Raw genomic sequence first — 26476 nt, 5'->3', positions numbered from 1 at the left:
AGACAGCAGCAAACCAGATCATCCAATTTTCAGGAGCAAGCCATGAGCGCATTTCAATTACCTAACATTTCCCCTGATTGCCGCAAAGACTTAATAGCCAGTATCCACGCTATGCCTGCATCCAAATGGCTAGGCTTGCGAGTGCTCGGTTTTGACCTTGAAGGCATCTCGGTGATCGAGTTGCCCGTGAAACCAGAGCTCACTTTCGATGGCCGTGTGGTGCAAGGCGGCATCGTAGGCACGTTGGCAGACTATGCAGGTGTGAGCGCAGCAGCGTGCACCCTAGAGCCCGGCTGGATCGCCTCCACCACGGGCTTCGAGGTGCACAATCTCGCACCCGCAGCAGGAGCACGGCTGATCGCTGTCGGGCGCAACATGCAACGCGGTAGCACGCATGCTGTGTCTACTGCAGAAGTCTGGGCGCAAGCGGATGTGAACAACGACACATCCTATCGCCTGGTGTGCATCGCCACGACGACGTGTAAGCCTTTTCAGATCAAATGAATACTATAAAAATAGTAGCATGCTGCGCAGATTCTAAGCCGACGACATGCCACTTTTTGCTTTAAATCTAGCCCTGCAATCAGACCAAGTGATTAAGCAATACAAGCCTTCTTCAACCATTCAGCAAACGCAGCCACCTCCCAGCGATCCAGCGCACCCGTGCGCCAGCACAGGTAATGCGCATGCGGGCTAGGGATGTCTTCATCAAACAGGCGTTCGAGTTGCCCACTTGCGAGCCAAGGCGCGCCGAGCTTGAGGCGCACGAGGGCTACGCCCATGCCGGCAGCGGCGGCATCACACATGAGGCCAATGTCGTTGAAGCTGGAGCCATCCAGCGGCTCCGGCCAATCAAGCTGGTGCGCTGCAAACCATGTGCGCCAAGGCTCGAGCGGGCTTCTGAGCAGCTTGGCTTTCTCCAAATCTTGCGTAGCTTCAAACGGTCCATGCTCGCGGATATAAGCCGGTGACGCGAGCGGTGTGACTTTGTCCTTGAACAAACAAACATGCTCCACGTCGGCATAGCGCCCTGTGCCAAAGCGAATCGTTAAATCCGCATCCTCGGCCACCACATCCAGTAGCGGAATGCTCACCTGCAGTGTGAGATCAATCTCAGGATAGGCGTCTGTGAATGTCTTGAGGCGAGGCATTAAGATGGAGCGCGCAAAAGTAGGCGTAACGGCCACGCGCAGCTTGCGCTTGCCCTGCACAGCCTCGCTACTCGGAAATTTCTGCAGCGATTGCAAACCTTCGCGCACATGCGCGAGGTATTCGCTGCCTTCAGTGGTGAGCGAAAAGTCTGCGCGGCCAAACAGCTTCGCGCCAAGCAATTCTTCTAACTGCCGTACTCGATGGCTCACAGCGCTGGGCGTGACGCATTGCTCTTCAGCCGCTTGCGTCACGCTGCGCAGGCGCGCGAGGGCTTCAAAAGTCAGCAGGCATTGGATGGGAGGGATGCGAGAACTCACAGCTAGTGAGTTTAAGCTTTGCGAGCGAGGCTGCGCGCCTTTGCCGGCGAGATGTAAGCTTCCATCAGAGCTACAGGCCGAGTCTCCAAGGCCATTTGTTCGGTGGGCATTTCGCTGCGGCTTAATTTTTGTTTAGCACTTTGCCCATCCATCAAGGCATAGACTTCTTTTTGCAGCATGGCATTAAGCTGGATAAATTTTTTGAGCTTGGTGGTGGTGTCACGCAATCGCTCCGCCAAGCGGCTGGAGATAGCGAGCAGAAAGCGGGATGCAAGCTCAGCTTCTTCAGCCATCATTTTCTTCATACTTGCGCGTGAGAGCACGGCCACAGCGAGCTCGGTGGATGCAATACAAGTTGCAGAACGGGCGGTGTCGTTGATCATGCCCATCTCGCCAATCAAACTGCCTGCCCCCATGACGGTGACCACCACCTCTTCAGCAGCGCCCGCCGAGAGGCTTTCCACTCGCACATCGCCCGAGAGGATCAGCATCATGAAATCGTTGTGCACCTTCTCGCCTTCTCGTATCAATGCGCCGCCAGCCTTGATGCGCTTTGGCTTCATGTATCTCACGACTCGTTGTGCATCTTTGAAGCCCAATTGCCCCAATGCGGATTCCGTCACCAACAGGTGAGCGGCATCTTTTTCAGAGATGTTGTGGAGTTCGCCCAGATTGGTATGCATTGTTTATTCTATGTCTAGCCACAACTGCGATAAAAAGAAACCCCATGCACTTGGACAATGCATGGGGTGTTTTGTGAAATAAGTCAGATCGCTGACGTTTCTTTATTTCTTCTGGCGGAATTTGCGCAGTGCAGCAACTTGCGCTGCCAAGACAGCGAGTTCGCTCTGAGCTTTGGCCAAATCGAGCTCGCCTTTGGCATTCTTCAGAGCTTCTTCAGCAGCTTGGCGTGCCGTGTTGGCTTTGGCTTCGTCCAGATCGTCGCCGCGAATCGCGGTGTCTGACAAGACGGTCACGCAACCAGGTTGCACTTCGAGAATGCCGCCAGCGACGAAGACGAATTCTTCGCTGCCATCGGCTTTTTCAATACGCACCGAACCGGCCTTGATGCGGGTGATCAAGGGGGTGTGGCGTGGGTAAATGCCCAACTCACCGGCTTCGCCAGGCAAAGCCACAAATTTGGCTTCGCCCGAGAAGATGGACTGCTCGGCACTGACCACATCAACGTGAATGGTGCTCATGCTTCAGTTTCCTTTAGGCTGCGGCCAGTTTCTTGGCCTTTTCAAAGGCCTCATCGATGCCGCCGACCATGTAGAAGGCCTGCTCTGGCAGTGCATCGCACTCGCCGTTGACGATCATCTTGAAGCCGCGAATCGTCTCAGCCAAGGTGACGTATTTGCCGGGTGAGCCGGTGAACACTTCAGCCACGTGGAAAGGCTGGGAAAGGAAACGCTGAATCTTACGAGCGCGTGCCACGGCCAACTTGTCTTCAGGCGCCAAATCGTCCATGCCCATGATGGCGATGATGTCGCGCAGTTCGCGATAACGCTGCAAGGTACCCTGCACAGCGCGAGCGGTTTCGTAGTGATCTGCACCGACGACTAATGGATCGAGCTGGCGGCTGGTGGAGTCGAGTGGATCCACAGCAGGATAGATACCGAGCGAAGCGATGTCACGAGACAACACCACGGTGGAATCCAAGTGAGCGAAGGTCGTTGCTGGAGAAGGATCGGTCAAATCGTCAGCAGGCACGTACACGGCCTGAATGGAGGTGATCGAACCGACCTTGGTAGACGTAATACGCTCTTGCAAGCGACCCATCTCTTCGGCCAGAGTAGGCTGGTAGCCCACAGCGGAAGGCATACGACCCAAGAGCGCAGACACTTCGGTACCGGCCAAGGTGTAGCGGTAGATGTTGTCCACGAAGAACAAAACGTCTTTGCCTTCGTCACGGAAAGATTCAGCGATGGTCAGGCCGGTCAAAGCAACGCGCAGACGGTTGCCTGGTGGCTCGTTCATTTGGCCGTACACCATGGCTACTTTGGAGTTCTCAAGGTTCTCTAGATCCACCACTTTGGAATCCGCCATCTCGTGGTAGAAGTCGTTACCTTCACGGGTACGCTCGCCCACGCCAGCAAACACGGACAGACCCGAGTGAGCTTTAGCGATGTTGTTGATGAGTTCCATCATGTTCACGGTCTTGCCCACGCCAGCGCCGCCGAACAAGCCCACTTTACCGCCTTTGGCGAACGGGCAAACGAGGTCAATCACCTTGATACCGGTCTCGAGCAATTCCTGCGAAGGGCTGAGTTCGTCATAGGTTGGAGCTTTGCGGTGAATCGATGCAGACAGAGCTGCGCTCACAGGGCCGCGCTCGTCAATCGGATTGCCCAGCACGTCCATGATGCGGCCGAGGGTGGCTTTACCGACGGGCACAGTGATGGGGTTGCCGGAGTTGGTAACGACCATGCCGCGGCGCAGGCCGTCGGATGAGCCGAGAGCAATGGTACGCACAATGCCGTCGCCCAATTGCTGCTGCACTTCGAGGGTCAGCGCGGTGCCGTCCATTTTGAGCGCGTCATAAACTTTAGGCATTTTGTCGCGTGGAAATTCCACGTCAACCACAGCGCCGATGCACTGAACGATCTTGCCTTGAATGCCTGTAGAGGCTGTACCTGCTTGAGCCATTTTGCGTTGCTCCGATTAAATAAAACTAATTTGAGGGACTGTTGGATGGGCTTGAACGCTTAACCACTGATAGCAGCTGCGCCCGAGACGATCTCAGACAGTTCTTTGGTGATGGCGGCTTGGCGCGTCTTGTTGTAGACGAGCTTGAGTTCTGCAATCACGTTACCTGCGTTGTCTGTCGCGGCCTTCATGGCCACCATGCGAGCGGCGTGCTCAGAGGCCATGTTTTCTGCGACGGCCTGATAGACCAGTGCTTCCACATAGCGCACGAGCAGTTCGTCGATCACGGTTTGCGCGTCCGGCTCGTAGATGTAATCCCACGAGTGCTGGTTGCCCGCTGCTTTGGATTCCGCTTGCATTTGCTCTGCCGACAAAGGCAGGAGCAAATCGACCGTGGGCACTTGGCTCATGGTGCTGACAAACTTGTTGTAGCAAATATAGACCGCGCTGACTTCGCCCGCTGCATATGCATCGAGCATGACCTTCATCGGGCCAATCAGTTTGTCCAGATGCGGGCGATCACCCAAATGCGTGATATGCGAGACGACCTTTGCGCCGACGCGATTCAAAAAGCCCAAGCCTTTGCTGCCGATGGCAACTGCTTTTGGCGTTTTGCCGCTTGATTGCGCCTCGCGCAATTTCGCGGTCACAGCGCGGAGCAAATTGGTGTTCAAACCGCCGCACAAGCCTTTGTCAGTGGTCACCACAATGAAGCCGACCGATTTACCATCGTTCTTCTTCATAAAGGTGTGCACATACTCAGGATTGGCTTGCCCGAGGTTGTTGGCAATAGAGCGAATTTTTTCGCTGTAAGGCCGTGCTGCGCGCATCCGCTCCTGCGCCTTGCGCATCTTGGAGACCGAGATCATTTCCATGGCCTTGGTGATCTTCTTGGTGTTTTCCACCGATTTGATCTTGGTGCGTAGTTCCTTGCCTGCTGCCATTGTTGACTCCTAGGATGTGGTCAAAAATGGAATTAAGCGAAGGTTTTCTTGAACGCTGCAACAGCAGTCATCAACTCAGCTTCGCCGTCTTTGTCCAGCGCCTTGGTGCTTTCCACTTTGGCGAGCAGGGCAGCGTGCTTGTCTTTGAGGTAGCTTTGCAGGCCAGCTTCGAAAGACAGAATCTTCTTGACTTCCACATCGTCCATGAAGCCTTTGTTCACGGCAAACAGCGTCGCTCCCATCATGCTGATGGACTGTGGGCTGTATTGCTTTTGCTTCAAGAGCTCGGTCACGCGTGCGCCACGATCGAGCTGCTTGCGAGTGGCTTCGTCGAGATCAGAAGCGAACTGCGCGAAAGCGGCCAATTCACGGTACTGCGCCAAGTCGGTACGGATACCACCGGATTGACCTTTGATGATCTTGGTTTGAGCCGAGCTACCGACGCGGGACACGGAGATACCGGCGTTAATAGCGGGACGGATACCGGCGTTGAACAGGCTGGTTTCCAAGAAAATCTGACCGTCGGTGATCGAGATCACGTTGGTCGGCACGAAGGCAGACACGTCACCGGCTTGTGTTTCGATGATTGGCAGAGCGGTCAAAGAACCTGTCTTGCCCTTCACTGCGCCTTTGGTGAAGGCTTCCACGTAATCAGCGTTCACGCGAGCTGCGCGCTCGAGCAGACGGCTGTGGAGATAGAACACGTCGCCAGGATAGGCTTCGCGGCCTGGTGGGCGACGCAAGAGCAAAGACACTTGGCGATACGCCACAGCTTGCTTGGAGAGATCGTCATACACGATCAGCGCGTCTTCGCCGCGATCGCGGAAGTATTCGCCCATGGTGCAGCCAGAGTAGGCCGACACGTATTGCATCGCTGCAGACTCAGAAGCAGAAGCGGCCACGACGATGGTGTACTCCATCGCGCCAGCTTGCTCGAGAGCGCGCACCACGTTTTTGATCGACGAGGCTTTTTGGCCAATCGCGACATAAACGCAGGTCATGTTCTGACCTTTTTGGTTGATGATCGCGTCAATCGCCACAGCGGTTTTACCGGTCTGGCGGTCACCAATGATCAGCTCGCGCTGGCCACGGCCGACTGGAACCATCGAGTCAATGGACTTCAGGCCAGTTTGCATCGGCTGATCCACAGACTGACGCGCGATCACGCCGGGCGCAACCTTCTCAATCACATCGGTCATCTTGGCGTTGATTGGGCCTTTGCCATCAATAGGCTGACCGAGCGCGTTGACCACACGGCCAATCAGCTCAGGGCCCACAGGCACTTCCAAAATGCGGCCGGTGCACTTGACCACATCGCCTTCAGAGATGTGCTCATAAGCGCCCAAAATCACGGCGCCCACGGAATCACGCTCCAAATTCAGCGCGAGGCCGAAGGATGCGCTGCCGTCTGGTGCAGAGGGGAATTCAAGCATCTCGCCCTGCATCGCATGGGACAGGCCATGCACGCGGACGATACCGTCGGTCACGGAGACCACGGTGCCTTGGTTACGGACGTCTGTGTTACCAGACAGGCCTTCGATGCGGCTTTTCAGCAGCTCGGAAATTTCTGCGGGATTGAGTTGCATGGCACTTATCCTTTTCTTTCAAGTTACGTCAATGGCGAATTCTTAAATTCAAGCCATCAACGCTGTTTTCATCTGTTCGAGGCGAGATTTGACGGAGGTATCAAGCACCTCATCACCCACCACCACGCGAATGCCGCCGATCAGCTCGGGCACCAATTGCACTTTTGCATTGAGCTTGCGGCCAAAGCGTTTCTCAAGCAAGGCGCTCACATCGGCCAGCGCTGCACCTTCAATCGGGAAGGCACTTTGCACGATGGCGTCTGATGAACCGCTTTGCGCATTTTTCAAGGCGCGAAACTGGGCTGCAATCTCGGGCAAGGCACTCACGCGGCCATTGTCAATCACGGTTTCAAGGAAGTTTTTGCCATTCTCTGGCAGCGTGACTTTGGCCACGCCGCTGAGCAATTCAAACACTTGAGCGCTGCTGACTTTGGGGTTGGCGGCAAATTCTTGCAACTGAGGGTTGCTGGCAACTTGCGCCAAAGGCTGGAGCCAAGCGTCTGCGGCTTGCAGATCAGCGCGAGCTGCCTTGAACAGGGCTTCGGCGTAAGGGCGGGCAATGGTAGCGAGTTCGGCCATGGCGCGTTGTCCTTACAGCTCAGCCTTGAGGCGACCCAGCAAATCGGCGTGGACAGAAGCGTTCACTTCTTTGCGCAGGATTTGCTCAGCACCTTTGACAGCCAGCACGGCAACTTGCTCGCGCAAAGCATCTTTGGCGCGAAGCGTTTGCTGTGCAGCATCAGCTTGAGCGGCGGCAACAATTTTTGCGGCTTCTTCAGACGCTTTGCCTTTGGCTTCGTCAACAATGGCTTGCGCACGACGCTCGGCATCGGCCAAACGCTGCTGGGAAGCATTGCGAGACGTGACCAGCTCTTGCTCGACGCGCTGATTGGCCGAGGCCAGCTCAGACTTGGCTTTATCAGCCGCAGCCAAACCGTCAGCGATTTTGGCAGCACGCTCGTCCAGCGCCTTGGTGATAGGAGGCCACACATATTTCATGGTGAACCACACCAAGATCGCAAATACGATCGCCTGCAGGAACAGGGTGGAATTGATATTCATGACAAAAGAAACCCGTTAATGACTGAGATGTCCTGAGCACGCATAGACGTTACCCAAGGCAAGTGACAGACGTTGCGGAATTACTTCAACACGAATGGGTTGGCGAAGGCGAACAGCAGAGCGATAGCCACGCCGATCAGGAACGCAGCGTCGATCAAACCGGCCAAGATGAACATCTTGGTTTGCAGTTCGTTCATCAACTCAGGTTGACGTGCAGAAGACTCGAGGAATTTGCCGCCCATCAGAGCGATACCGATCGAAGCGCCAATAGCGCCGAGACCAACGATCAAACCACAAGCCAAAGCAACGAGACCGAGAACGTTTTCCATGATGATTCCTTAAAAGTTAGAAATGGAAGGTTGAGGGAAGTGAGAAACTTATTTTGATCAATGCGCGTCGTGCGCTTGACCAACATAGATCAGGGTAAGCATCATAAAGATAAATGCTTGCAGCGTGATCACGAGAATGTGGAAGAGCGTCCAGACTGTGCCGGCCACGATGTGACCAAAACCGAGCCAGAAGCCGCCTGTGAGGGGGTTGAAATTCCAAGCCCACACGCCGCCCATGAGCGCGATCAGCATGAACACGAGTTCGCCAGCAAACATGTTGCCGAAGAGTCGCATGCCATGGGACACGGTCTTGGCCAAGAATTCGATCATCTGCATCAAGAAGTTCACGGGGTAGAGGAACCACTTGTCGCCGAACGGCGCAGCAAACAACTCATGAATCCAGCCGCCAGCGCCTTTGATCTTGATGTTGTAGAAGATACAGACAAGGAGCACCGAGCAAGACAAGCCCAGAGTCGTAGAAAGATCAGCGGTAGGCACCACGCGCATGTAGTCTTTGAAACCTAGCGCTGGGCCGACGGTGTGCCATGCGTGTGGCAGCAGGTCCACAGGAATCATGTCCATCGCATTCATCAGGAAAATCCAGACGAACACTGTGAGTGCGAGGGGAGAAACGAGTTTGCGGCTGACGGGGTTCTTGATCACGCCCTTGGCTTGGTTTTCTACCAGCTCAGACAAAATTTCTACAGCGGCTTGGAAGCGGCCTGGCACGCCAGAAGTGGCTTTGCGTGCAGCTTTCCATAAGAGGAAGCAGCCCAAGATACCGAGGATTGTTGAATAAAAAACGGAATCTAGGTTGAAGAGGGAGAAGTCAACAATATTGGTTTGTTTGACACTCTCGAAGGAGAAATTCATCTGCAGATGCTGCAGGTGGTGAACGATGTATTCACTCGCTGTAGGTGGTGCTGTTCCGGAGGCCATACTTTGAATTGTCAAAAGTTAATTATGAAGATCACCAGCTGACTTCGTTGCCGCCTTGTAAGGCCACAACGCCGCCAAAAATATCACTTTGAGCGTCAGGATCAGGCCGATCAGCAGGGCAAACCAGTTGACCGTACCGAGCAGTTTGGGCGCTGCAATCAGCATCGCTGCACCCAAAGCCATCTTGACTAGCTCCCACACCATAAATCCCACCACAGGATTCCCACGCGAGAGCGCCGAGCGCATACCGCGTGCCAGAAGAGCCGAGGGCAATGCGGCACACAAAGCGCCGTATCCCGCCGACAGACCCGCAGTGACGCCAAACGCCGCAAAAGCCACCAGGGCCGTTACCGCACCGACGCCGAATTGGGCAAGCACCAAGAGCCACAAGGGCATCGGTTGCTGCGTTTGCCTCCAGGCCTGCGCTTGTTCAGCGCTCCAGGGGGCAGGCAATTCTTCTTCTGGACTCGATGTGTCTTCACTAACTTGAGCCATCACAGGGGAGTTCGCGGAGGATTTCACGGAAAGCACTTGTGACTGCACATTTAGCAAAGCCTTTGATTATAAGTTGAAACTACGTAGAAACCCACACGTACGTAGTGACTTGCCCCTAGGGGCACAATCCACCCATGATCACCTTCATCAAACTCCTTCATCTGGCAGCCGGCATCGTCTGGCTTGGCGGCATGGCCTTCATGCTCTTTGCACTGCGTCCCGCACTGCTCGCGCAGCTCGAAGGCGCAGCGCGCCTGTCCTTCCTGGCTCAAGTGCTGCAACGCTTCTTTGCTATCGTGCTCGGAGCAATTGCCGTGCTTTTGCTCAGCGGTTTGCATTTGTATGGCGCTGGCGCAAAAGCTGTGGGCATGCCCAGTATCCCCCTGGGCTGGCATCTGATGTTTGGCCTCGGGATCACGATGATGCTGGTGTTTGGCCACATTTATTTTGCGGGATTTAAAGGGCTCAAGCGTGCGGTTGATGCTGCGAACTGGCCAACTGCCGCAGCTAAAGCAGGGCAAATCCACAAACTCGTGGTGCTGAACTTCATTTTGGGCTGCGCTGCCGTGGCAGCTGTGCGCCTGCTCTAAAGGCTTTGTATCGTAGCTTATATGGCATTTTTTAAGCGAAATCATCGATTCGCCGGCGTAGATACTGCGCGAACAGCTATTCTTTTGATAGCATTTTCATCCCTTCTAGGCCTCAGCGCCTGCTCCACTGTGAACGAAGACTACAACGCCGCTAAAAAACACCACCGCCCCGATGGTTTCCAAAACAACTACACCGATGCCACCGACAAATCGCGCTTAGATCTGCTGCGCTGGCAATTCGAGCGCGCCCGCGCCGGCCTGCCCAAGCCGCCCGAAAAGCCCACAGCCGTCGTCGCACCTGATTTGAAGTTTGTAAGCGCAAACATTGGCAGTGCCCAAGCACCCGCCATCACTTGGATCGGCCATGCGACGATGCTGGTGCAAATGGGTGGGCTCAATATCTTGACCGACCCCGTGTTTTCAGAACGCGCTTCGCCTTTCAGCTTCGCAGGCCCCAAGCGCTATCAGCCTCCCGGCATCGCTTTGAAAGACCTGCCGCGCATTGACCTCGTGCTCCTATCCCACAACCATTACGACCATCTGGATACCGCCAGCGTGAAAGCACTGAATGCACAGCCCGGCGGCGCGCCTCTCTTCCTCGTGCCCCTTGGCGTAAAAAAATGGATGGCCGCCGAAGGCATCACGAACGTGCAGCAAATGGATTGGTGGGACACGCAAACCGTCAAGCTGCCCGCCGGCCAAGTCGAAGTGCATTTCACACCCGTGCAGCACTGGAGCGCCCGAGGTCTTTCCGACCGCCGCGCCACCCTCTGGGGCGCATTCGCTGTGTTTGCCCCCGATTTCCATTTCTACTTCGGCGGCGACACCGGCTACTCCCAAGATTTCATTGACACGCAAAAGCACTTCGCCGCGCGGCAGACTGAAAGCTTAGGCGGCGGTTTCGATATGGCACTCATCGCCGTCGGCGCATACGAACCCAGATGGTTCATGAAAGAGCAACACGTCAACCCCGAAGAAGCCGTGCAAATCCATCTCGATTTAAAAGCCAAACGCAGCATCGGCATCCATTGGGGCACGTTTGATTTGACCGATGAATCGCTCGATCAACCGCCAAAAGATTTGGCTGTGGCGCGCGATGCAAAAAAACTGCCACAAGAGGCCTTTGATGTGATGGCGATTGGGCAGACTTTGAAATTGCCTCGCCGAAAGCCAACACCTTGATTGCCAAGTCTTATTGAGCATTTTGGCCAGTTAGCCGGCATACTGATTGCGCAGAACGCTATTGAATTAGTAGCGTGATAGAGAAAAATGAGGGTCAAAGCCCAGCTTCATCTCGTCCTGAATGCGCGCCGGTTAGATCGTTGTCTTGAATTGGGATCTGACCCCAGTTTTTCTCTACTATTAATTCAATAGCACTCTGCGCAGTATCTATGCCGGCGATATGCTCAAAACGCTTCAAATTCAAGCGCTACGTGCATCTTCACGAATCATATCCACCGCCTTCTCCGCAATCATGATCGTAGGAGCATTCGTGTTGCCGCTGACCAGAGCAGGCATGATGGATGCGTCGATGACCCGGAGGTTTTGCATGCCGTGAACTCGCAGGCGGGCATCGACAACATCAAGCGCTCCATTGCCCATGCGGCAAGTGCCTACAGGGTGATAAATCGTGTCGCCGTTGTTGCGGATGAATTGCTCGATTTGCGCGTCGGTTTGCGATGTGCCTGAGAGCGGCAGCTCTTTGCCGGCAAAGCCTGCGAGTGCTGGCTGATTCATGAGAGCGCGCATGAGCTTGAAGCCTTTGACCATGCGTTGCACGTCATCCGCATCTTGCATGAATGCGGGATCGATGAGCGGCGCGGCGAAGGGATCTTTGCTCGCGAGCTGCACACTGCCTCGGCTCTTGGGGCGGAGCACGCAGACGTGGCAGGAGTAGCCATGACCCCAGGTGGGTGTGCGGCCGTGGTTGATGAGCTTGCCAATGACAAAATGGAATTGCAGATCGGGGCGCGATTCATCGGGCGAGCTTTTGATGAAGCCGCCGGCTTCGGCGAAGTTGGTCGTCATCATGCCGGTGCGCGTGTTGCGCCATTCCATGATGCCTTTGAAGCCATTGATCATGGCGGTGAACGAGAGGCCGAAGAGATCGGTGAGCTGCGGCGCGTTATACACCTGCACGGCATCCATGTGATCATGCAAATGCTGGCCAACGCCAGGCAGATCATGCAGCGTGCTGATGCCATTGGCTTGCAGATGCGCGCCTGCGCCCACGCCTGAGAGCATGAGGAGCTGGGGCGATGCGAATGCGCCGCCGCTGAGCAACACTTCGCCTGCGGCCTGAATCGTCTTAAGCTGGCCTTCATGGCGATACTCCACGCCAGTAGCGCGCTTGCCTTCAAACAGAACGCGCGTGGCATGCGCGCCGGTGATGACTTGCAGATTGGGGCGGCCTAAATTCGGCGTGAGATAGCCTTTGGCCGCGCTCCAGCGCTCGCCGTTTTTATGGGTCACCTGATACATACCCACACCTTCTTGGCTCGCGCCATTGAAGTCATGGTTGACCGGGTAACCGGCTTGGCGGCCTGCTTCGACGAAGATAGGGCCGAAGCGATTGGGCGTGGTGAGGTCTTTGACGTTGAGCGGGCCACCCGTGCCATGCAGATCACTCGCGCCGCGCTCGTTGTGCTCTGAGCGTTTGAAGTAGGGCAGCACATCGTTCCACGCCCAGCCAGCGTTGCCCTCTGCCGCCCAATCGTCATAGTCTTGATGCTGGCCACGCGCGTAGATCATCGCGTTGATCGAGCTGGAGCCGCCCAACACTTTGCCGCGCGGCTGATAGCCTTTGCGGCCATTCAAGCCTTTTTGCGGCACGGTTTCGTAAGCCCAGTTGGCAATCTTCGTTTGCGCCATCACTGCCAAACCAGCAGGGCAATGGATCAAGATGGAAGAATCTACCGGCCCCGCTTCCAATAGCGCCACACGAATAGCAGGATCTTCACTCAGGCGCGAGGCCAACACACAACCGGCCGAGCCACCACCAACGATCACGTAGTCAAACATCTCAATATCTCCTCGCACACATGGTAAGCCCGTGCGCGAAGAGTTTTTAGAGACCCACACCATAAATGATGCGGAATTACCCTTAAGACTAGCTTTGAGATAGAAAATGGCAGTTAGCCGGCGTATTTACTGCGTAAGATGCTATATATTTAATAGCGTTAAACGTTTATCTTTTGAGAGCACATGGCCTTAGTCCGCCGATTTCGGTTGGGCTATCTCCCGCAGAAAAATAAAGGGGGAGGCACGCGCGCAGCGCCAGCCGGAGGACATTTTCGGAGGGGGATAGCCCAACCGAAACCGGCGTGCCCAAACCAGAGCACACCGAGGAAAATTAATTAGGTTCTGACCCCAATTAATTTCGACGCGCCTTCACAGCTTGCGACAAGACTTGCAAAGCTGCCATCGAATCATCCCAACCCAAGCAAGCGTCGGTGATGCTTTGGCCGTAGGCAAGCTTGGCAACATCGTCTTTGCCGGGGGTGAATTTTTGAGCGCCGGCATTGAGGTGGCTTTCCAGCATCACGCCGAAAACGCTCTTGCTGCCACCTTGAATCTGCGTTGCAATATCGCGCGCCACATCGAGCTGCTTCTCATGCTGCTTGGATGAATTCGCGTGGCTGCAATCGACCATCAAGGTTTGCGGCAGCTTGGCCGCAGCTAAATCTTTGCACGCAGCGGCGACGCTTGCTGCATCGTAGTTCGGCGCCTTGCCACCGCGCAGAATCACATGGCAATCTTTGTTGCCATTGGTTTGCACCACGGCCACTTGGCCGTTTTTGTGCACGGATAGAAAGTGATGACCGTTGGCTGCGGCTTGAATCGCATCGGTAGCAATTTTGATGTTGCCGTCAGTCCCGTTTTTGAAGCCAATCGGTGCAGAGAGGCCAGAAGCGAGCTCACGATGCACTTGGCTCTCGGTGGTGCGCGCGCCGATTGCGCCCCAAGCGATCAGATCGCCGATGTATTGCGGCGAGATCACATCGAGGAATTCGCTGCCTGCAGGTAAGCCAATACGGTTGATTTCAATGAGCAATTGACGCGCAATGCGCAGGCCTTCGTCGATGCGGTAGCTCTCATCGAGGTATGGGTCGTTGATGAGACCTTTCCAGCCCACGGTGGTGCGCGGCTTTTCGAAATACACGCGCATCACGATTTCTAAAGTGTCAGCGTACTTCTCGCGCACATCCTTCAAGCGACGTGCGTAATCCAGCGCAGCAGCAGGATCGTGAATCGAGCAAGGGCCGATCACTACCAGCAGGCGATCATCTTTGCCGTGCATGATGTTTTGAATGCTTTTGCGCGTGCGCTCGATCAGCGATTCGATGGGCGTGCCGCGAATCGGGAAGAAGCGGATGAGGTGTTCAGGTGGAGGGAGCACGGTGATGTCCTTGATGCGGGCGTCGTCGGTTTGACTGGTGCGGTCTTGCGGTTGGCTGCCGGGTGGATACCACGCGTCTTGGTTGTTGGTGTTGGACATATTGCGCTCCTAGAAATAACAAAACATAAAAAAACCGCCTAAGCTTGTGAGCCCGGCGGTTTGATGAGGGGTGCAGGATTTACCTATGCATTTGCCTCTCGTCCGCCGGGGACTGAGAACCAAAAGTAAAAGTAAAAGAAATTTTGCATAGCTGAAATGTTAACACGGAATAGCCAAGGCTCAAAAATCACGCGTTGGAGTGCTCAAAGTCTTCCTGTTTGCCTCGCAATTGCCCCCACCAATTCTTGGCCTTGGCCAAGCGGGATTCATCGATATTGCCGAGTGCGGATTCTTGGTGAGCTTGCGAAAGAGCTTGCTCGTGAATATCGATCATCATCAAGCCTTCCCCCAAAGTGCGCCAGCCAATCATTTCGAAATCTTCAATCACCACCTCGTTATCTCCGCTGATGTTGCGTTCGACCAGCCATTGGCCGACCAACACGCGGAAGTTGTTCAATGCAGCAAGGTAAGAGGCGTATTCGTAGAGGCTGCGCCAGCTCTCCGACAGGCTCACAACAAGCTGGCGATGCTTGCGCAAAGCTGTGAGTAAATCAACAAGCAGCGGACCTACCGTAGCGCCGCGCTGATGGCTGGAGAGGGCTTTTCCCACACGCTCAATGGCTGCAGACAGCTCTCCCATGCCATCGGATAAGCGATGCGTCTCACCATCGGTGGACATGCTGCGCAGCGCTGCGCCAAATTCTGCAAAATCGCGAATATCAGGCAGCCCTGTTTCAGCGTTGAGTTGGAATCGTGATTGACCGAACATGGCGCGATTGTCAGCGCAAACAGCAACTCATTTTAGGGTCGTCCGACGAATAGTCGTTATCGCCGCAAGGGCGATGTAAGAATTTGCAGTTTTGTTGCGAAGCTGCACAGCAGCATCATGCTGTGCCACCTACTGTGAGCCCTTCCAGGCGCAATGTCGGTTGACCGACACCGACCGGAACACTCTGGCCTTCTTTGCCACAGACACCCACGCCAGAATCCAATGCGAGGTCGTTGCCGATCATCGTGACTTTTTTGAGCGACTCGGGGCCTGAGCCCACGATGGTTGCGCCCTTCACGGGGTATTGAATCTTGCCGTTTTCTACCCAGAAGGCTTCGCTGGCAGAGAACACAAATTTACCGGAGGTGATATCCACCTGCCCACCACCGAAATTCGTGGCATAGAGGCCGCGCTTGATACTGGCCACGATTTCTTCTGGTGTTTTATCGCCGCCGAGCATGTAAGTATTGGTCATGCGCGGCATGGGCACTGCAGCATAGCTTTCGCGGCGGCCATTGCCTGTGGGCTTGACCTTCATCAAGCGCGCATTCATGCTGTCTTGGATATAGCCCTTCAAGATGCCATCTTCGATCAGCACATTTTTCTGCGTGGCATGGCCTTCGTCATCCACATTGAGCGAGCCACGGCGATCTGCAATCGTGCCGTCATCCAGTACCGTGACGCCCTTTGCAGCGACGCGCTTGCCAATCATGCCAGCGAAGGCGCTGGAGCCTTTGCGATTGAAATCGCCTTCCAGGCCGTGGCCAACAGCTTCGTGCAAGAGCACACCTGGCCAGCCGGGGCCGAGCACCACGGTCATCTCGCCCGCAGGCGCAGGGCGGGATTCCAGATTCGTGAGCGCCGCTTTGACTGCACTGCTCACATACTCTTCGATGTGTGCATCATCAAAATAAGCCAGCCCAAAGCGGCCGCCGCCACCGCCTGAGCCCATCTCGCGCTTCATTTCGCCGCCAATTTTTTGCTCAGCAATCACCGTCACAGACAAGCGCACCAGGGGGCGCACGTCAGCCGCCAGCGTGCCATCTGCGCGCGCGATCAGCACCACGTCATATTCGCTGGCCAAGCCTGCCATCACTTGCACGATGCGCTTGTCCTTCGCACGAGCGAGCTTCTCAACTTTCTCCAGCAGCTTGACTTTTGTTGTGCTGTCTAATGTCGAGATCGGATCAATGCCACCATACAGTTGACGTGCAGACGCTATCTTTTTAGTAGCGCCCTGCGCTTTATTTTTGCCGCCAACAGCACCAATAGAGCGAACAGTTTGCGCTGCATCCAAGAGTGATGCCCAAGAGATGTCGTCTGAATAAGCAAAGGCCGTCTTCTCACCACTGACCGCACGCACGCCTACGCCCTGATCGATGGAGAACGAGCCGGTTTTTACAATACCCTCCTCCAAGCTCCAGCCTTCCGAGCGCGTGTATTGGAAATACAAATCAGCTTCATCCACACGATGCGCTTTGATCACATCAAGTGCTTTGAAAAGGTGGCTCTCATTCAGACCAAAAGGAGTGAGCAGGAGGGCTTGTGCTGTTGCCAAGCGTTCAATGGTGGGTTCGCGGGAGATCATTGGGCTATTTTAGGCCGATGTGGCCAAGCCCGTTGGGTCAAGCCTTACTCATGCGTAAAGTGCCTGTGAGGTGAAGTGATGCCAGATCTGGGCAAACAAAAGCGTGTGCATCGTCTTTCAAAAGCATCAGCAGTTGCTCAAAATTCGGCTCATGGTGGCTGAGCAGATGGATCAGATGCAATTGGCGCATCAGCAGGGCCGAAGGATCAATTGGGGGGAAACGCCGTATATGCATTCTGTGCTGAGCGAGTTTTGGCAAATGCTCGATTGCAGCGAGCGAGGCTTGTCCATAATGCCAATACAGCGCGCCAATAGGCCAAGTTTGAAAGCCTTGGGCCGCTGCGCCATCGAGTAGATCCGCAGAGCTTGGCATGATGCGTGAGCTCAGGACCATACCTCGCGCAATTTGCGCCAAAGCCGTGTTGTGTGCGCGCAGTTGAACCATGCGTTTGCTCGGGCTGTAAACCGCAAGCAAGCCAGCTGTGTTCTCAATATGAACCACGCGTCGCTCACCTATGCTGGCCAGCTCATCGCTGCGCTCAAGCAGCAGCTCGGCCACTGCCACGTGCAAGGCGCCAAAACTCGCAAAGTAGGCCGCGCGCGGATGGGAAATCGCCTGCCACGATTGCTCAGCATAACTGTCGCAGGCGGCTTGCCAAGCTGATGCATCAAGTGCGGAGTTCATAGAACATCAGTATGCGCCTGCCGGTTGCCTGCCACCATCGGTTTTTTAACAATGCTAGGGCAGCAGACGCAATGTGCCTGTGAAATACAGCGAGGCCAAATCAGCACACAGGTTGTGTGCCAGCTCTGGCGCAATTTGTTGTTGTAATTGCGTAAAGCTCAGTGCACCGCCACTGAAAATATGGATGAGCGCCAAATGCCGCATCTCCAAAGCTGCTGGCTCCACAGGTGGGAAACGGCGCAGTTGGATGAGTTGCAGACCCAGCTCAGGCGGTAACAAATCCGGCGCATGGCTGTATACCTGTCCGTAAAACCACAGCAAGCTATACATGGGATAACTCGCATAGGCTTGCTGATCAGGCAACTTGACCGACTGACCCAGCGGTAATTGATGCAAGGACAGAGGTGCGTTATTCTGATAAACCTCCGCATTCATCCGCACGCTTAATTTCTTTGGATGGATCACGGCCAACAACTTATCTCCGCTGTGAACAGTAGCCTCGCCCAGATGTAAGCGATCATGCTCAGCCCAGAGTATTTGCGCCACGGCCATGTGCGGCACGCTCCAGCCGGCGAAGTATGCGGGTTGGTCTGCAATTCGCCCACCCGACGATCGCATTTTGATGTAGGCCTCGCTGGCCAAAGCCCACGCATTTTGCGAGCCAGGCACAGTCTGCCCTGAACGGGCTGAACGGATTCGACCAGGCGCAGGATACGAGGTGCTGAAAGGATCGTGACAGCCAGCACTGGACAGCGAAGAAGGCTCGCCATGGCTGCCCACTGCGATCACCGATAGGGGTGGACGGCTAGGTGTCGCTTTACGGCTCGCGATACGACGAAGCAATTTGTCAATCATGCTGCTGCTTCCAGCATGGACTTGGACGGCGCAGCAGATTGAGAATAAAAGCGGGTGAGGTCAGGATCGAGCAAAATGCTCAGCGTGCTGATGGCGTGCTGCCATTGCAATTGCTCTGTCTCGGTGTCGTCGCTGGCTGCTTTGCTGGCTTGCGCTTTGGCCTCGCGCACGATCACCATCATGTCCTGTCGATGGGTCGCGCGCATTTGCCAATCCGCAAACAAGCGCTTGATTGAGCCCTGGCGATGAATCAAGCGCACCACGCAATGGTGATGCGGATCGTTCTGCACTTGCGACCAGACAGTCTGTACTTCGTGTTCCGGGCCTTCGATCCAATGGATGAGCAAGCGTCCTTCCCACATCAAAAGCCCTGTCAGCCCTTGCGGCATATTTTGGAGTTGCGAAACGATGCCTAAAGTTTTGACAGAAGGCGATGCCAAACTGCAATAAGCAATTTGCTTGATGAAGTGCGGGGACTCGGGCGGTGCTTGAACTGCGGTCATCGCTTGCGTGTGAGAAATAGTTTAATGATTTTGTATTATTTCTTTTGCAGGCAGAACATCACCGTTAAAAACTTAACATTCGAGCTGAACTATGCAGCCTCAGCCATCAACGCCACCATAGAGGAAATCTTCACTGAACCATAGGCTTGGCTGATGGCACCACGATCAGACAGTTGGCGCAGCTGGCTGGCCACCGATTGCCTCGTCATGCCCAGCATGGATGCCAAAGCATCTTGCGACACATCCAAAGTCGATCGATGCTGGCCACTCTCGGGCTCATCGTCGTAGGCCAGCATCACCAAGCGCCGCGCTGTACGCGACAGCGATGAGCGTAAGGTAAAGCTCTCAACCAAGTTGAGCAACATACGTGTGCGCGAAGCAAGCAATCGAGTGATTTGATGCGAGAGCTGCACGTCTTGCAACAGACTTTGCATCGCCTCGGACTCGATCACGAGAATCTCTGAGATGCCTACGCTTAAAAAATCGCGCTCTCGGCTTGTCCCGTCGAGCACAGAGAGCTCACCAAACCACTGGCCTGGCCGCACAAAGCTCAAAATCGCTTCGCGCCCATCGGTGGATGTAGAAGATACCTTGAGCAAACCGCTGACCAACACACCGAAGCCATCGCGTTTCTTGCGCAATGCTTGCCCTTGCGACGCAAAAAGCTGACCTTCACTCAGGCGGATGGCACGGCTCGCATCTAGCAAAGCTTTTTGCTGAGAGCCAGACAAGCTAGCGAACCAGCGATTGGCAAATAACGTACGCTTGTCTTGTTCTGAGAAATGTGCGGCAACTGATGCGGGCAGTGTCGTCATAAAAGTGATCGAGTGTATTTTTATATGAAGAAGAGCCAACTGAAATTGCCAAACCGCCCCCTGATTTGCTGCCAGTTGGCGCATGACAAGGCCATGACAAACCGATGACATACTAGCTAAGTTAGCTTACTAACTCTGCCCACAACTTTACATTTCAAACATAAAACTTGTAGCCGTGTATGAATTATGTACACGTGTGCTGAAAACCCAATGGATGCAGGGCTATTGCTGCTTTATCGTCGCACGAAGATTTCAGCGCTCTTTCAAATTCTCGGACAAGACTCGCACGCGGGCAGACGCAATGGCTTGCCCGATTTGCTCGGCTCGCATGCCCCGCTCAAGCGCATCGGCGGCAATGTCCGCCGTCGGCACAGCCAACACCAGCTCAAGCGCCCAAGCCAAGCGTTGCGCGGGCAGATAGGTCTGCTCTTGCAGCCCCAAGCGACCACGCGCATCACACTCACAGGCCTGCAAGACCTGCGCAAAGCGCTGCGGCTTGCGGATGGCATCACAGCGCTCCAGCAGGCGCAGCGTAGCCTTGGCATCGAGCTCATCACTTCTGTGGATATTTCCATGCTCTTTGGCCACCACCACAGCCAGCTCTTTGCACTCGGTGGGCACACGCAGGCGCTCGCACACGGGTAAGAGCAAATCCACGCTGCGGATTTCATGGCCAATGTGGCGCGGGAGCACATCTTGCGGCGTCGAGCCTTTGCCCAAATCATGCACAAGGCAGGCAAAGCGTACTGGTAGCGGCGCATTGAGCTGCGCCGCCATATCCAGCACCATCATGAGGTGCACACCTGTGTCGATCTCGGGGTGATACTCCGCGCGCTGGGGCACACCCCACAGCCGCTCCACCTCAGGCAACAACACTTGCAGCGCGCCGCATTGCCGAAGCACTTGAAACATGCGTGAGGGCTTGTCTTCCATCAGCCCTTTGCTGATCTCCTGCCACACGCGCTCAGCCACGAGAGCTTCCACCTCGCCCGCAGCCACCATGCGGCGCATCAAATCCATCGTGGGCTTAGCCACCGAGAAGCCCACATATCGCGCAGCAAAACGCGCCACGCGCAAGATGCGCACGGGATCTTCTTCAAACGCATAACTGGTGTGGCGAAGTAATTTTTCTTGAATATCCTTTTGTCCCTCAAAGGGGTCAATCACTGCATTCTTGGGTAGTTTTTTTATATCAAATATGCCATTTGCCGGCATAGAATCTGCGCAAAGTGCTATTGAATTAATAGTAAGATCGCGCCGCGCCAGATCCTGCTCAATCGTCACATCGGCTGCGGCGTGAAATTCGAAGCCATGGTATCCGGGTGCCGTTTTTCGCTCTGTGCGCGCCAGGGCGTATTCCTCTTTGGTCTGCGGATGCAAAAACACCGGGAAATCTTTGCCCACGGGCAGGAAGCCAGCATCGAGCATCTCTTGCGGGGAACTGCCCACCACACACCAATCACGGTCTTTCACTGGCCTGTCCATCAGCGCATCGCGCACTGCGCCGCCAACGAGATAGGTCTTCATTTCTTCGTCTCCGCTTTTATTTCTTCATAACCACGAGTCCTTTGAGGTATTCACCCTCTGGGAAACGCATGGTGATCGGGTGATCGGGCGCGGCATTCAAATGCGCGGTGATGTAGCCATCCACGCCCGCATCCATCGCCGCACCCGCGACGATTTTGTGGAACAGATCAGCATCAATGCCACCCGAGCAGCTGAAGGTGTAGAGCAATCCTCCCGGCTCCAGCAGCTTGAAGGCCAGACGGTTGATATCTTTGTAAGCCCGCGCAGCGCGCTCAGCATGCGCAGCGGATGGCGCGAATTTCGGTGGATCGAGAATGATCATGTCAAACGTGCGGCCTTCGGCGATGAACTGCCGCAGACTTGCATTCACATCAGCATCCATGAAGCTCGCACTGCCATCTGCGAGCTGCGCTTCAAATCCATTGAGGACGAGATTGGCCTTGGCCCGCTCAATCGCAGGCCCCGATGAATCAATGCTCGTGATTTGCGCGCCTTCCAAAGCACCCGCATCTCGCAAGCCCGTCAGCCCTGCCGCTGTGAAGCCGCCGGTGTAGCAATAGCAATTGAGCATGCGGCGAAATTTCAATCGCGCAGCTTCTTGCGCAAAGCGGTGGCGGTTATCGCGCTGATCAAGATAAAAGCCGGTCTTGTGGCCTTCAGAAATGCTCACTTGCAGCTTCCAAGCATGCTCTTGAATCACCACTTCTTCTGGCGCGCCCTCGCCGCCAGCGAGCCAGCCCGTCATCGCTGGCAGACCTTCCAGCGTGCGGCTGCTGGCATCGGAGCGTTCATAAAGCTTCTTCAAACCACTGGCTTGCAGCAAGGCGGCCGTGATGAGTTTTTTCTGCCGCTCTACTCCCGCCGACAGAAACTGCGCCACCAAGGTATCGCCATACTGATCCACGATCAAGCCTGGCAGACCATCGACTTCGCCATGGATCAAACGCACACCATCACTCTGAATCGGTTTTTCATAGCCTAATCGGCTTCTGGCGCTTATAGAAGCTGCGCAGAGTGCTACGAAAAAAGGAGCGTCGATGCGCTGAGCCTCATCAAAACTCCAAACCCGCGCGCGGATCTTGCTGCTGGGGCTGAAAGCCGCCCAAGCGAGAAACTTTCCCTCTGAGCTCACCACGCGCACCGTCTCGCCGCTGTCACCGCCGCCCGAAGCCAGGGCGTTGTCGTAAATCCAAGGGTGGCCGCGCAACAAGGCGCGCTCTTTGCCGGGGCGCAGGTGAATAGTTTTCATAGCCCCACATTGTCACGTATGTTGTCGAGGATGAATGCAAACACGGTGCATCAGACCGCTTTCTTCAAATCCAATACGAAGCTGTCCCAATTGGAGTTGCTCAGCAAGAAATCCATGCGCTCAATCGCGGGTGCCCATGCACTCTTGCGCCCAGCCGTCACTTCCTCTTTCGCCTCATGAATCAAGGTGCGCAAATCGTTTTGCGCCACATAACCCATATCCCAGTTCGCACAAGCGCGCTGCTCCACCTCTCGGCGGTGATAAAGCTGCACGATGCCCTTGTGGCGCTTGTCATTGAGCAACCTGGCCCAGAGATGATTCACTGCCTGACGCGGGCCTTCAATCAATTGCACAAACACACCATCGGCATACATCAGCATCCCCGTGATGTGGTCCATGCGATTAAGGTTGGCAGCGTTGTACACCAGTGCCTCGATATCCGCATCATCCATGGGTGCGTTGAGCAGGCTGCAATACAGGATTTGATCGACCTCAAAATCGCCGGCATCTCTCTCGAAAGAGTCGTCCGTAGCCGACCCTGCCCGCGGCTGATCCGAGGCAGGAGAAGGCAAGGCCGAGGAATACGAGGCGGACGGGCTCATGTATTTGCTTTGTCTAACTCAAAGCATCAATTTATCAAACGCGACCTCAACAAATGAGGTGTTTTGCCTTACTTTCCGCAAGGAATTGCGATGGATGATCGAAAATGTCGCTTGAATGTCGTTTGGAAGCGACGCTAGCAAGGGCTAGTTTCTTTTGGCACGCGGGTGCGCCGCGTCATAAGCTTTGGCCAGATGCTGAAAATCCAGCCGTGTATAGACCTGGGTTGTGCTGATGTTGGCGTGGCCGAGCAACTCCTGCACCGCACGCAAATCTTGGCTCGATTGCAGCAGATGGCTGGCAAAGCTGTGACGCAGCATGTGCGGATGCACAGCTTGCGAGAGGCTGGCTTGTTGGCTTCTTATTTTGAGACGCTGCCATACCATGGCACTGCTCATGCGCAGGCCGCGTGGCGCGAGAAAAAGTGCGAGATCGCCACTGGGGTCAATGCCCTTTTGCTCAGCTTGTTTCTCAGCCTTGATTTTGAGCAAGAGCTCAGGGCGCAACAGCAGCCAGCGCTGCAAGGCTTCTACAGCTTTGCTGGTCATCGGCACACTGCGGCTCTTGCTGCCTTTACCGATCACATGCACTTCTGCTGCGGCGAGATCGATGTAACCCTTGAGATGCTGTTGCCCTGCCTGGGAGGAGCGGATATCCAAATTCACCAACTCACTCACACGCAGGCCTGAGCCATAAAGCAACTCAGTCAGCGCTGCATCGCGTGCTTCTATGGCAGGATCGAAATCAGCCGCCTCGGGCAAGCCTTGAAAGCTGGCCAACTGCACCGCTTGATCCACCGGCAAGGCCTTGGGCAAGGGCTTAGGCTGCTTGGGTGCGCGCACATCCTGCACCGGGTTAGCCGCAATTTTTCCTTCACGTCCAAGCCAAGTGTAAAAACCGCGCCAACCCGAAAGAATCAAAGCGATGCCGCGCCCGCTGCGCCCACCGCTGTTCATCTGCGCCACCCAGCGGCGGATGTGCGCGTTGTGCACTTGCGTGATATCTACTTTGGCTTGAGCTGCGTTGGCTTGCAGCTTAGCCAAGTCTTCAGTGTAGAGAGCGAGCGTGCGCTCGGCGAGGCGTTTTTCGACGCGGCAATGCGTGAGGTAGGCTTCGATCAACTCGTGAGCCATCTCAAGCGGCTTTCTTAGCCCCTCAATCTCGACAGCGCAGCACTAGTGATTTCGCCAATGCGCTCCAAGAAATCTGTGCCCATACCGGCATTGAAGCGCTGCGGATCGGGCGATGCGAGCACCAGCATGCCAAAGGCTTCGAGCGCTGCGCCTGCACGCAAGGGAATAAGCGCGAGGGAGCTAGCCAGCTCAGGCTGATCCAGCCAATTCGCGGCTTCGAAATTGGAGTTCACACCGCAGTAGGGCAACTGCAGCGACGATGCAAAAGCCTTCGCGTCATCGCTCACGCCTGTGGCAAATTCTTCCTCAGAGAACAGGCCATTCACCGCCCAAATCTTGATCGCCACTTGCGGCACGAGAAATTGGCTCTTGAGCTCATGCGTCACCGTCACAGGCAGATCAATCGCCTGCTGAGTGAGCAGCAAGGTGCGCGTCCAGCGCTGCATCTTGTCGGCGATCATCACATTCTCATTGCCGTTGCGCACCATCTCCATGATGCGGCCTTCCAGCGACTTGATCTTCTCGCGCAGCATCTCCGCTTGGCGTTCTTGCAGGCTCACAGCGCGCTTGCCGTGCTGGGAGTACAGCTGAATGGAGGAGAGCGTCTCGGCATGGCGCTCGAAGAACTCTGGGTTGGCACTCAAGTAGTTGGCGATATCGTCTTCGGTGATGGGCGGCACGTCTTGCGACATAAGAGTAGCTCCTGAATTTGTAGCAGACGCTATCTTAAACCACTCAATCGGGAATATCTACCGACCCGTCAAATACTGTGACCGCAGGGCCTGTGAGCAGCACCTTGGCAGCCAGCCCTTGCGCGGCAAACGGCCATTCAATCGTGAGCAAGCCGCCGTGGGTATACACATCCACCTTGCTATCGAGCAAACCCAGTCGAATACCTGCCACCACGGCGGCGCATGCACCCGTGCCGCAGGCCAGCGTTTCGCCTGCGCCACGCTCATACACGCGTAGCTTGATCTCGCTGCGATTGAGAATTTGCATGAAGCCTGCATTCACACGGCGCGGAAAGGCGGGATGCGTTTGCATCCACGCGCCCACTTCATGCACTGGCGCTGTTTCCACATCTTCCACCACCATCACAGCATGCGGATTACCCATGGACAGCACGGTGATCGCAGCATCATTTACTATTGATTTAATAGCACCTTGCGCAGATTCTATGCGGACGATATGCCATTTTTGCCATAAATTTGCAGCCTCCGATGAGGCATGCGCTGCATCAAACGGCACATCGCTCAATTCAAAAAACGGCGCGCCCATATCCACCGTCACACGGCCATCGCTCTGCTCGGTCAGCGTCAGTGCGTTGTTCACTGTCTTCACCCGCACCGAGGTTTTAGCTGTGAGCCCTTTGCTGCGCACATAGCGCACAAAGCAGCGCGCGCCATTGCCGCAATGCTCCACTTCACCGCCATCGTTGTTGTGGATCACGTATTCAAAATCAAACTCGGGCGAAGGCGCGGCGCGCACAGAGAGAATTTGATCTGCGCCTACGCCGAAATGTCGGTCACCTAAAAATTTGTATTGCGCGGCGCTTAAGCCCAACAAGCCGCGCGTCTCGTCCAGCACGACGAAATCATTGCCCGCGCCTTGCATTTTGGTGAAGTTAATTCGCATCTTGCGATTATCCCGCGAGGAAATTCTTAGCCGCATCAATCGCAGCCGCATCAGATTCAACAGCCTTCGGTGGCCCGCCTTTGCCCCAGAGCACGCCGCCCCAAGTCATGCTGAGGAATTTGGCGCACAGTTCGGCGCTGTCAATCATGGGCTGAGCTTTTGCGCGGTCGCCGCTCGTCGTAATCAAGCGCAATGTTTTCTTCGCCATCGCGCCTTTGAAATCTACGCCGGGAATGCGCATCCAAGCGCTCCAGTGATCGAGATAGGTTTTCAGATTCGCAGGAAAGCTGTACCAATACACGGGAGCCACTAGGACGAGGTTGGAGCAGGCGAGCGTGGCATCGAGCAAGGTTTTCATGTCACCCGTGGGCATCGGGTATTGGCCTGCGGTGTGGCGCAGATCGACAAAAGCAGGCAACTGCATTTGTGCGAGATGCAGCCATTGCTGCTGATCAGTGGGCAACGTGGCAGCTGCTTGGCGAGCAAGCCATTCCGTATTGCCCAAGTGGCCAGCTTCGCGGGTGGAGGCGACGAGAAATAAAGTCTTCATCAAGTG

29 protein-coding genes are annotated in these 26476 nt (G+C 55.3%); 3 read left to right on the top strand and 26 right to left on the bottom strand.

Translation table 11 applies throughout. The features are described 5' to 3' along the window. Positions 1 to 42 precede the first annotated feature (42 nt). Positions 43 to 504, top strand: coding sequence for a PaaI family thioesterase (locus tag KIH26_RS01530; protein WP_213441755.1), 462 nt, complete (start codon positions 43 to 45; stop codon positions 502 to 504). Between the two features lie 92 nt (positions 505 to 596). On the opposite strand, the gene KIH26_RS01525 is transcribed toward KIH26_RS01530, so the two are convergent. The 11 genes from KIH26_RS01525 to KIH26_RS01475 form a co-directional block, all read right to left on the bottom strand. After that, complete coding sequence (locus KIH26_RS01525; protein WP_213441753.1) at positions 597 to 1469, bottom strand: LysR substrate-binding domain-containing protein; 873 nt, start codon at positions 1467 to 1469, stop codon at positions 597 to 599. 11 nt (positions 1470 to 1480) lie between these two features. Then, positions 1481 to 2152, bottom strand: a complete 672-nt coding sequence (locus tag KIH26_RS01520) for a cyclic nucleotide-binding domain-containing protein (RefSeq protein ID WP_213441751.1) — start codon at positions 2150 to 2152, stop codon at positions 1481 to 1483. Between the two features lie 102 nt (positions 2153 to 2254). Continuing rightward, the gene (locus KIH26_RS01515; protein ID WP_213441749.1) at positions 2255 to 2671 is read right to left on the bottom strand and encodes a F0F1 ATP synthase subunit epsilon; all 417 of its coding nucleotides are present in this window, start codon (positions 2669 to 2671) and stop codon (positions 2255 to 2257) included. 13 nt (positions 2672 to 2684) lie between these two features. Further along, positions 2685 to 4118, bottom strand: coding sequence for a F0F1 ATP synthase subunit beta (gene atpD / locus KIH26_RS01510; protein ID WP_213441747.1), 1434 nt, complete (start codon positions 4116 to 4118; stop codon positions 2685 to 2687). 59 nt (positions 4119 to 4177) lie between these two features. After that, positions 4178 to 5062 carry a F0F1 ATP synthase subunit gamma gene (atpG, locus tag KIH26_RS01505; protein WP_213441746.1) on the bottom strand — a complete coding sequence of 295 codons (885 nt, stop codon included), beginning with the start codon at positions 5060 to 5062 and terminating at the stop codon, positions 4178 to 4180. A 32-nt stretch (positions 5063 to 5094) separates the two neighbouring features. Then, positions 5095 to 6648 (bottom strand): F0F1 ATP synthase subunit alpha, encoded by a 1554-nt coding sequence (gene atpA, locus KIH26_RS01500; RefSeq protein ID WP_213441744.1) that lies wholly within the window; start codon positions 6646 to 6648, stop codon positions 5095 to 5097. A 48-nt stretch (positions 6649 to 6696) separates the two neighbouring features. Next, complete coding sequence (locus KIH26_RS01495; RefSeq protein WP_213441742.1) at positions 6697 to 7227, bottom strand: F0F1 ATP synthase subunit delta; 531 nt, start codon at positions 7225 to 7227, stop codon at positions 6697 to 6699. Positions 7228 to 7239: 12 nt separating this feature from the next. Continuing rightward, positions 7240 to 7710 (bottom strand): F0F1 ATP synthase subunit B, encoded by a 471-nt coding sequence (locus KIH26_RS01490; protein ID WP_213441740.1) that lies wholly within the window; start codon positions 7708 to 7710, stop codon positions 7240 to 7242. An 80-nt stretch (positions 7711 to 7790) separates the two neighbouring features. Continuing rightward, positions 7791 to 8039, bottom strand: coding sequence for a F0F1 ATP synthase subunit C (gene atpE / locus KIH26_RS01485; RefSeq protein ID WP_213441738.1), 249 nt, complete (start codon positions 8037 to 8039; stop codon positions 7791 to 7793). 57 nt (positions 8040 to 8096) lie between these two features. Then, a complete protein-coding gene (atpB, locus tag KIH26_RS01480; protein ID WP_213441736.1) occupies positions 8097 to 8978 on the bottom strand; it encodes a F0F1 ATP synthase subunit A in 882 nt (293 codons plus the stop codon). 18 nt (positions 8979 to 8996) lie between these two features. Beyond that, complete coding sequence (locus KIH26_RS01475) at positions 8997 to 9500, bottom strand: ATP synthase subunit I (RefSeq protein ID WP_213441733.1); 504 nt, start codon at positions 9498 to 9500, stop codon at positions 8997 to 8999. Positions 9501 to 9607: 107 nt separating this feature from the next. Here KIH26_RS01475 and KIH26_RS01470 point away from each other — a divergent pair, with 107 nt between their 5' ends. Together KIH26_RS01470 and KIH26_RS01465 are read left to right on the top strand one after the other, a co-directional pair. Beyond that, positions 9608 to 10063 (top strand): CopD family protein, encoded by a 456-nt coding sequence (locus KIH26_RS01470; RefSeq protein WP_213441731.1) that lies wholly within the window; start codon positions 9608 to 9610, stop codon positions 10061 to 10063. Between the two features lie 84 nt (positions 10064 to 10147). Next, positions 10148 to 11245 (top strand): MBL fold metallo-hydrolase, encoded by a 1098-nt coding sequence (locus KIH26_RS01465; protein WP_249660906.1) that lies wholly within the window; start codon positions 10148 to 10150, stop codon positions 11243 to 11245. Positions 11246 to 11485: 240 nt separating this feature from the next. On the opposite strand, the gene KIH26_RS01460 is transcribed toward KIH26_RS01465, so the two are convergent. The 15 genes from KIH26_RS01460 to KIH26_RS01390 all read right to left on the bottom strand — a co-directional run bounded on the left by KIH26_RS01460 (position 11486) and on the right by KIH26_RS01390 (position 26470). Continuing rightward, a complete protein-coding gene (locus tag KIH26_RS01460) occupies positions 11486 to 13084 on the bottom strand; it encodes a GMC family oxidoreductase (RefSeq protein WP_213441727.1) in 1599 nt (532 codons plus the stop codon). Between the two features lie 352 nt (positions 13085 to 13436). Beyond that, complete coding sequence (locus tag KIH26_RS01455) at positions 13437 to 14561, bottom strand: 3-deoxy-7-phosphoheptulonate synthase (RefSeq protein WP_213441725.1); 1125 nt, start codon at positions 14559 to 14561, stop codon at positions 13437 to 13439. 187 nt (positions 14562 to 14748) lie between these two features. Continuing rightward, positions 14749 to 15330, bottom strand: coding sequence for a hypothetical protein (locus KIH26_RS01450; RefSeq protein ID WP_213441723.1), 582 nt, complete (start codon positions 15328 to 15330; stop codon positions 14749 to 14751). 115 nt (positions 15331 to 15445) lie between these two features. Further along, positions 15446 to 16918, bottom strand: coding sequence for a metalloprotease TldD (gene tldD / locus KIH26_RS01445; protein ID WP_213441721.1), 1473 nt, complete (start codon positions 16916 to 16918; stop codon positions 15446 to 15448). Positions 16919 to 16955: 37 nt separating this feature from the next. Next, on the bottom strand, positions 16956 to 17603 hold the full coding sequence (locus KIH26_RS01440; RefSeq protein WP_213441719.1) for a hypothetical protein: 648 nt from the start codon (positions 17601 to 17603) through the stop codon (positions 16956 to 16958). Between the two features lie 54 nt (positions 17604 to 17657). After that, positions 17658 to 18458: a hypothetical protein gene (locus tag KIH26_RS01435; RefSeq protein WP_213441717.1), complete on the bottom strand. Its 801-nt coding sequence runs from the start codon at positions 18456 to 18458 to the stop codon at positions 17658 to 17660. Continuing rightward, positions 18455 to 18961, bottom strand: a complete 507-nt coding sequence (locus KIH26_RS01430) for a BLUF domain-containing protein (RefSeq protein WP_213441715.1) — start codon at positions 18959 to 18961, stop codon at positions 18455 to 18457. The genes KIH26_RS01435 and KIH26_RS01430 overlap by 4 nt, the downstream gene beginning before the upstream one ends. Before the next feature lie 89 nt (positions 18962 to 19050). Beyond that, the gene (locus KIH26_RS01425; protein WP_213441713.1) at positions 19051 to 19776 is read right to left on the bottom strand and encodes a Crp/Fnr family transcriptional regulator; all 726 of its coding nucleotides are present in this window, start codon (positions 19774 to 19776) and stop codon (positions 19051 to 19053) included. Between the two features lie 252 nt (positions 19777 to 20028). Further along, positions 20029 to 21303: a multifunctional CCA addition/repair protein gene (locus KIH26_RS01420; protein ID WP_213441711.1), complete on the bottom strand. Its 1275-nt coding sequence runs from the start codon at positions 21301 to 21303 to the stop codon at positions 20029 to 20031. Positions 21304 to 21319: 16 nt separating this feature from the next. Further along, a complete protein-coding gene (locus KIH26_RS01415) occupies positions 21320 to 22552 on the bottom strand; it encodes a class I SAM-dependent rRNA methyltransferase (RefSeq protein WP_213441710.1) in 1233 nt (410 codons plus the stop codon). Positions 22553 to 22602: 50 nt separating this feature from the next. Next, positions 22603 to 23154, bottom strand: a complete 552-nt coding sequence (locus KIH26_RS01410) for a BLUF domain-containing protein (RefSeq protein ID WP_213441709.1) — start codon at positions 23152 to 23154, stop codon at positions 22603 to 22605. A gap of 144 nt (positions 23155 to 23298) precedes the next feature. Beyond that, positions 23299 to 24285, bottom strand: coding sequence for a tyrosine recombinase XerC (locus KIH26_RS01405; RefSeq protein WP_213441708.1), 987 nt, complete (start codon positions 24283 to 24285; stop codon positions 23299 to 23301). A gap of 14 nt (positions 24286 to 24299) precedes the next feature. After that, entirely contained in the window at positions 24300 to 24977 is a 678-nt protein-coding gene (locus tag KIH26_RS01400; RefSeq protein ID WP_213441707.1) for a DUF484 family protein, read from the bottom strand. A gap of 43 nt (positions 24978 to 25020) precedes the next feature. Beyond that, positions 25021 to 25920 (bottom strand): diaminopimelate epimerase, encoded by a 900-nt coding sequence (dapF, locus tag KIH26_RS01395; protein WP_213441706.1) that lies wholly within the window; start codon positions 25918 to 25920, stop codon positions 25021 to 25023. Positions 25921 to 25927: 7 nt separating this feature from the next. Continuing rightward, on the bottom strand, positions 25928 to 26470 hold the full coding sequence (locus KIH26_RS01390) for an NAD(P)H-dependent oxidoreductase (protein WP_213441705.1): 543 nt from the start codon (positions 26468 to 26470) through the stop codon (positions 25928 to 25930). Positions 26471 to 26476 lie beyond the last annotated feature (6 nt).

The sequence above is a fragment of the Variovorax sp. PCZ-1 genome (genome assembly GCF_018413605.1).
In the GTDB taxonomy this organism is placed as follows: Bacteria; Pseudomonadota; Gammaproteobacteria; order Burkholderiales; family Burkholderiaceae_C; genus JANMDU01.
This window is presented reverse-complemented; position numbering and strand designations above follow the sequence as displayed.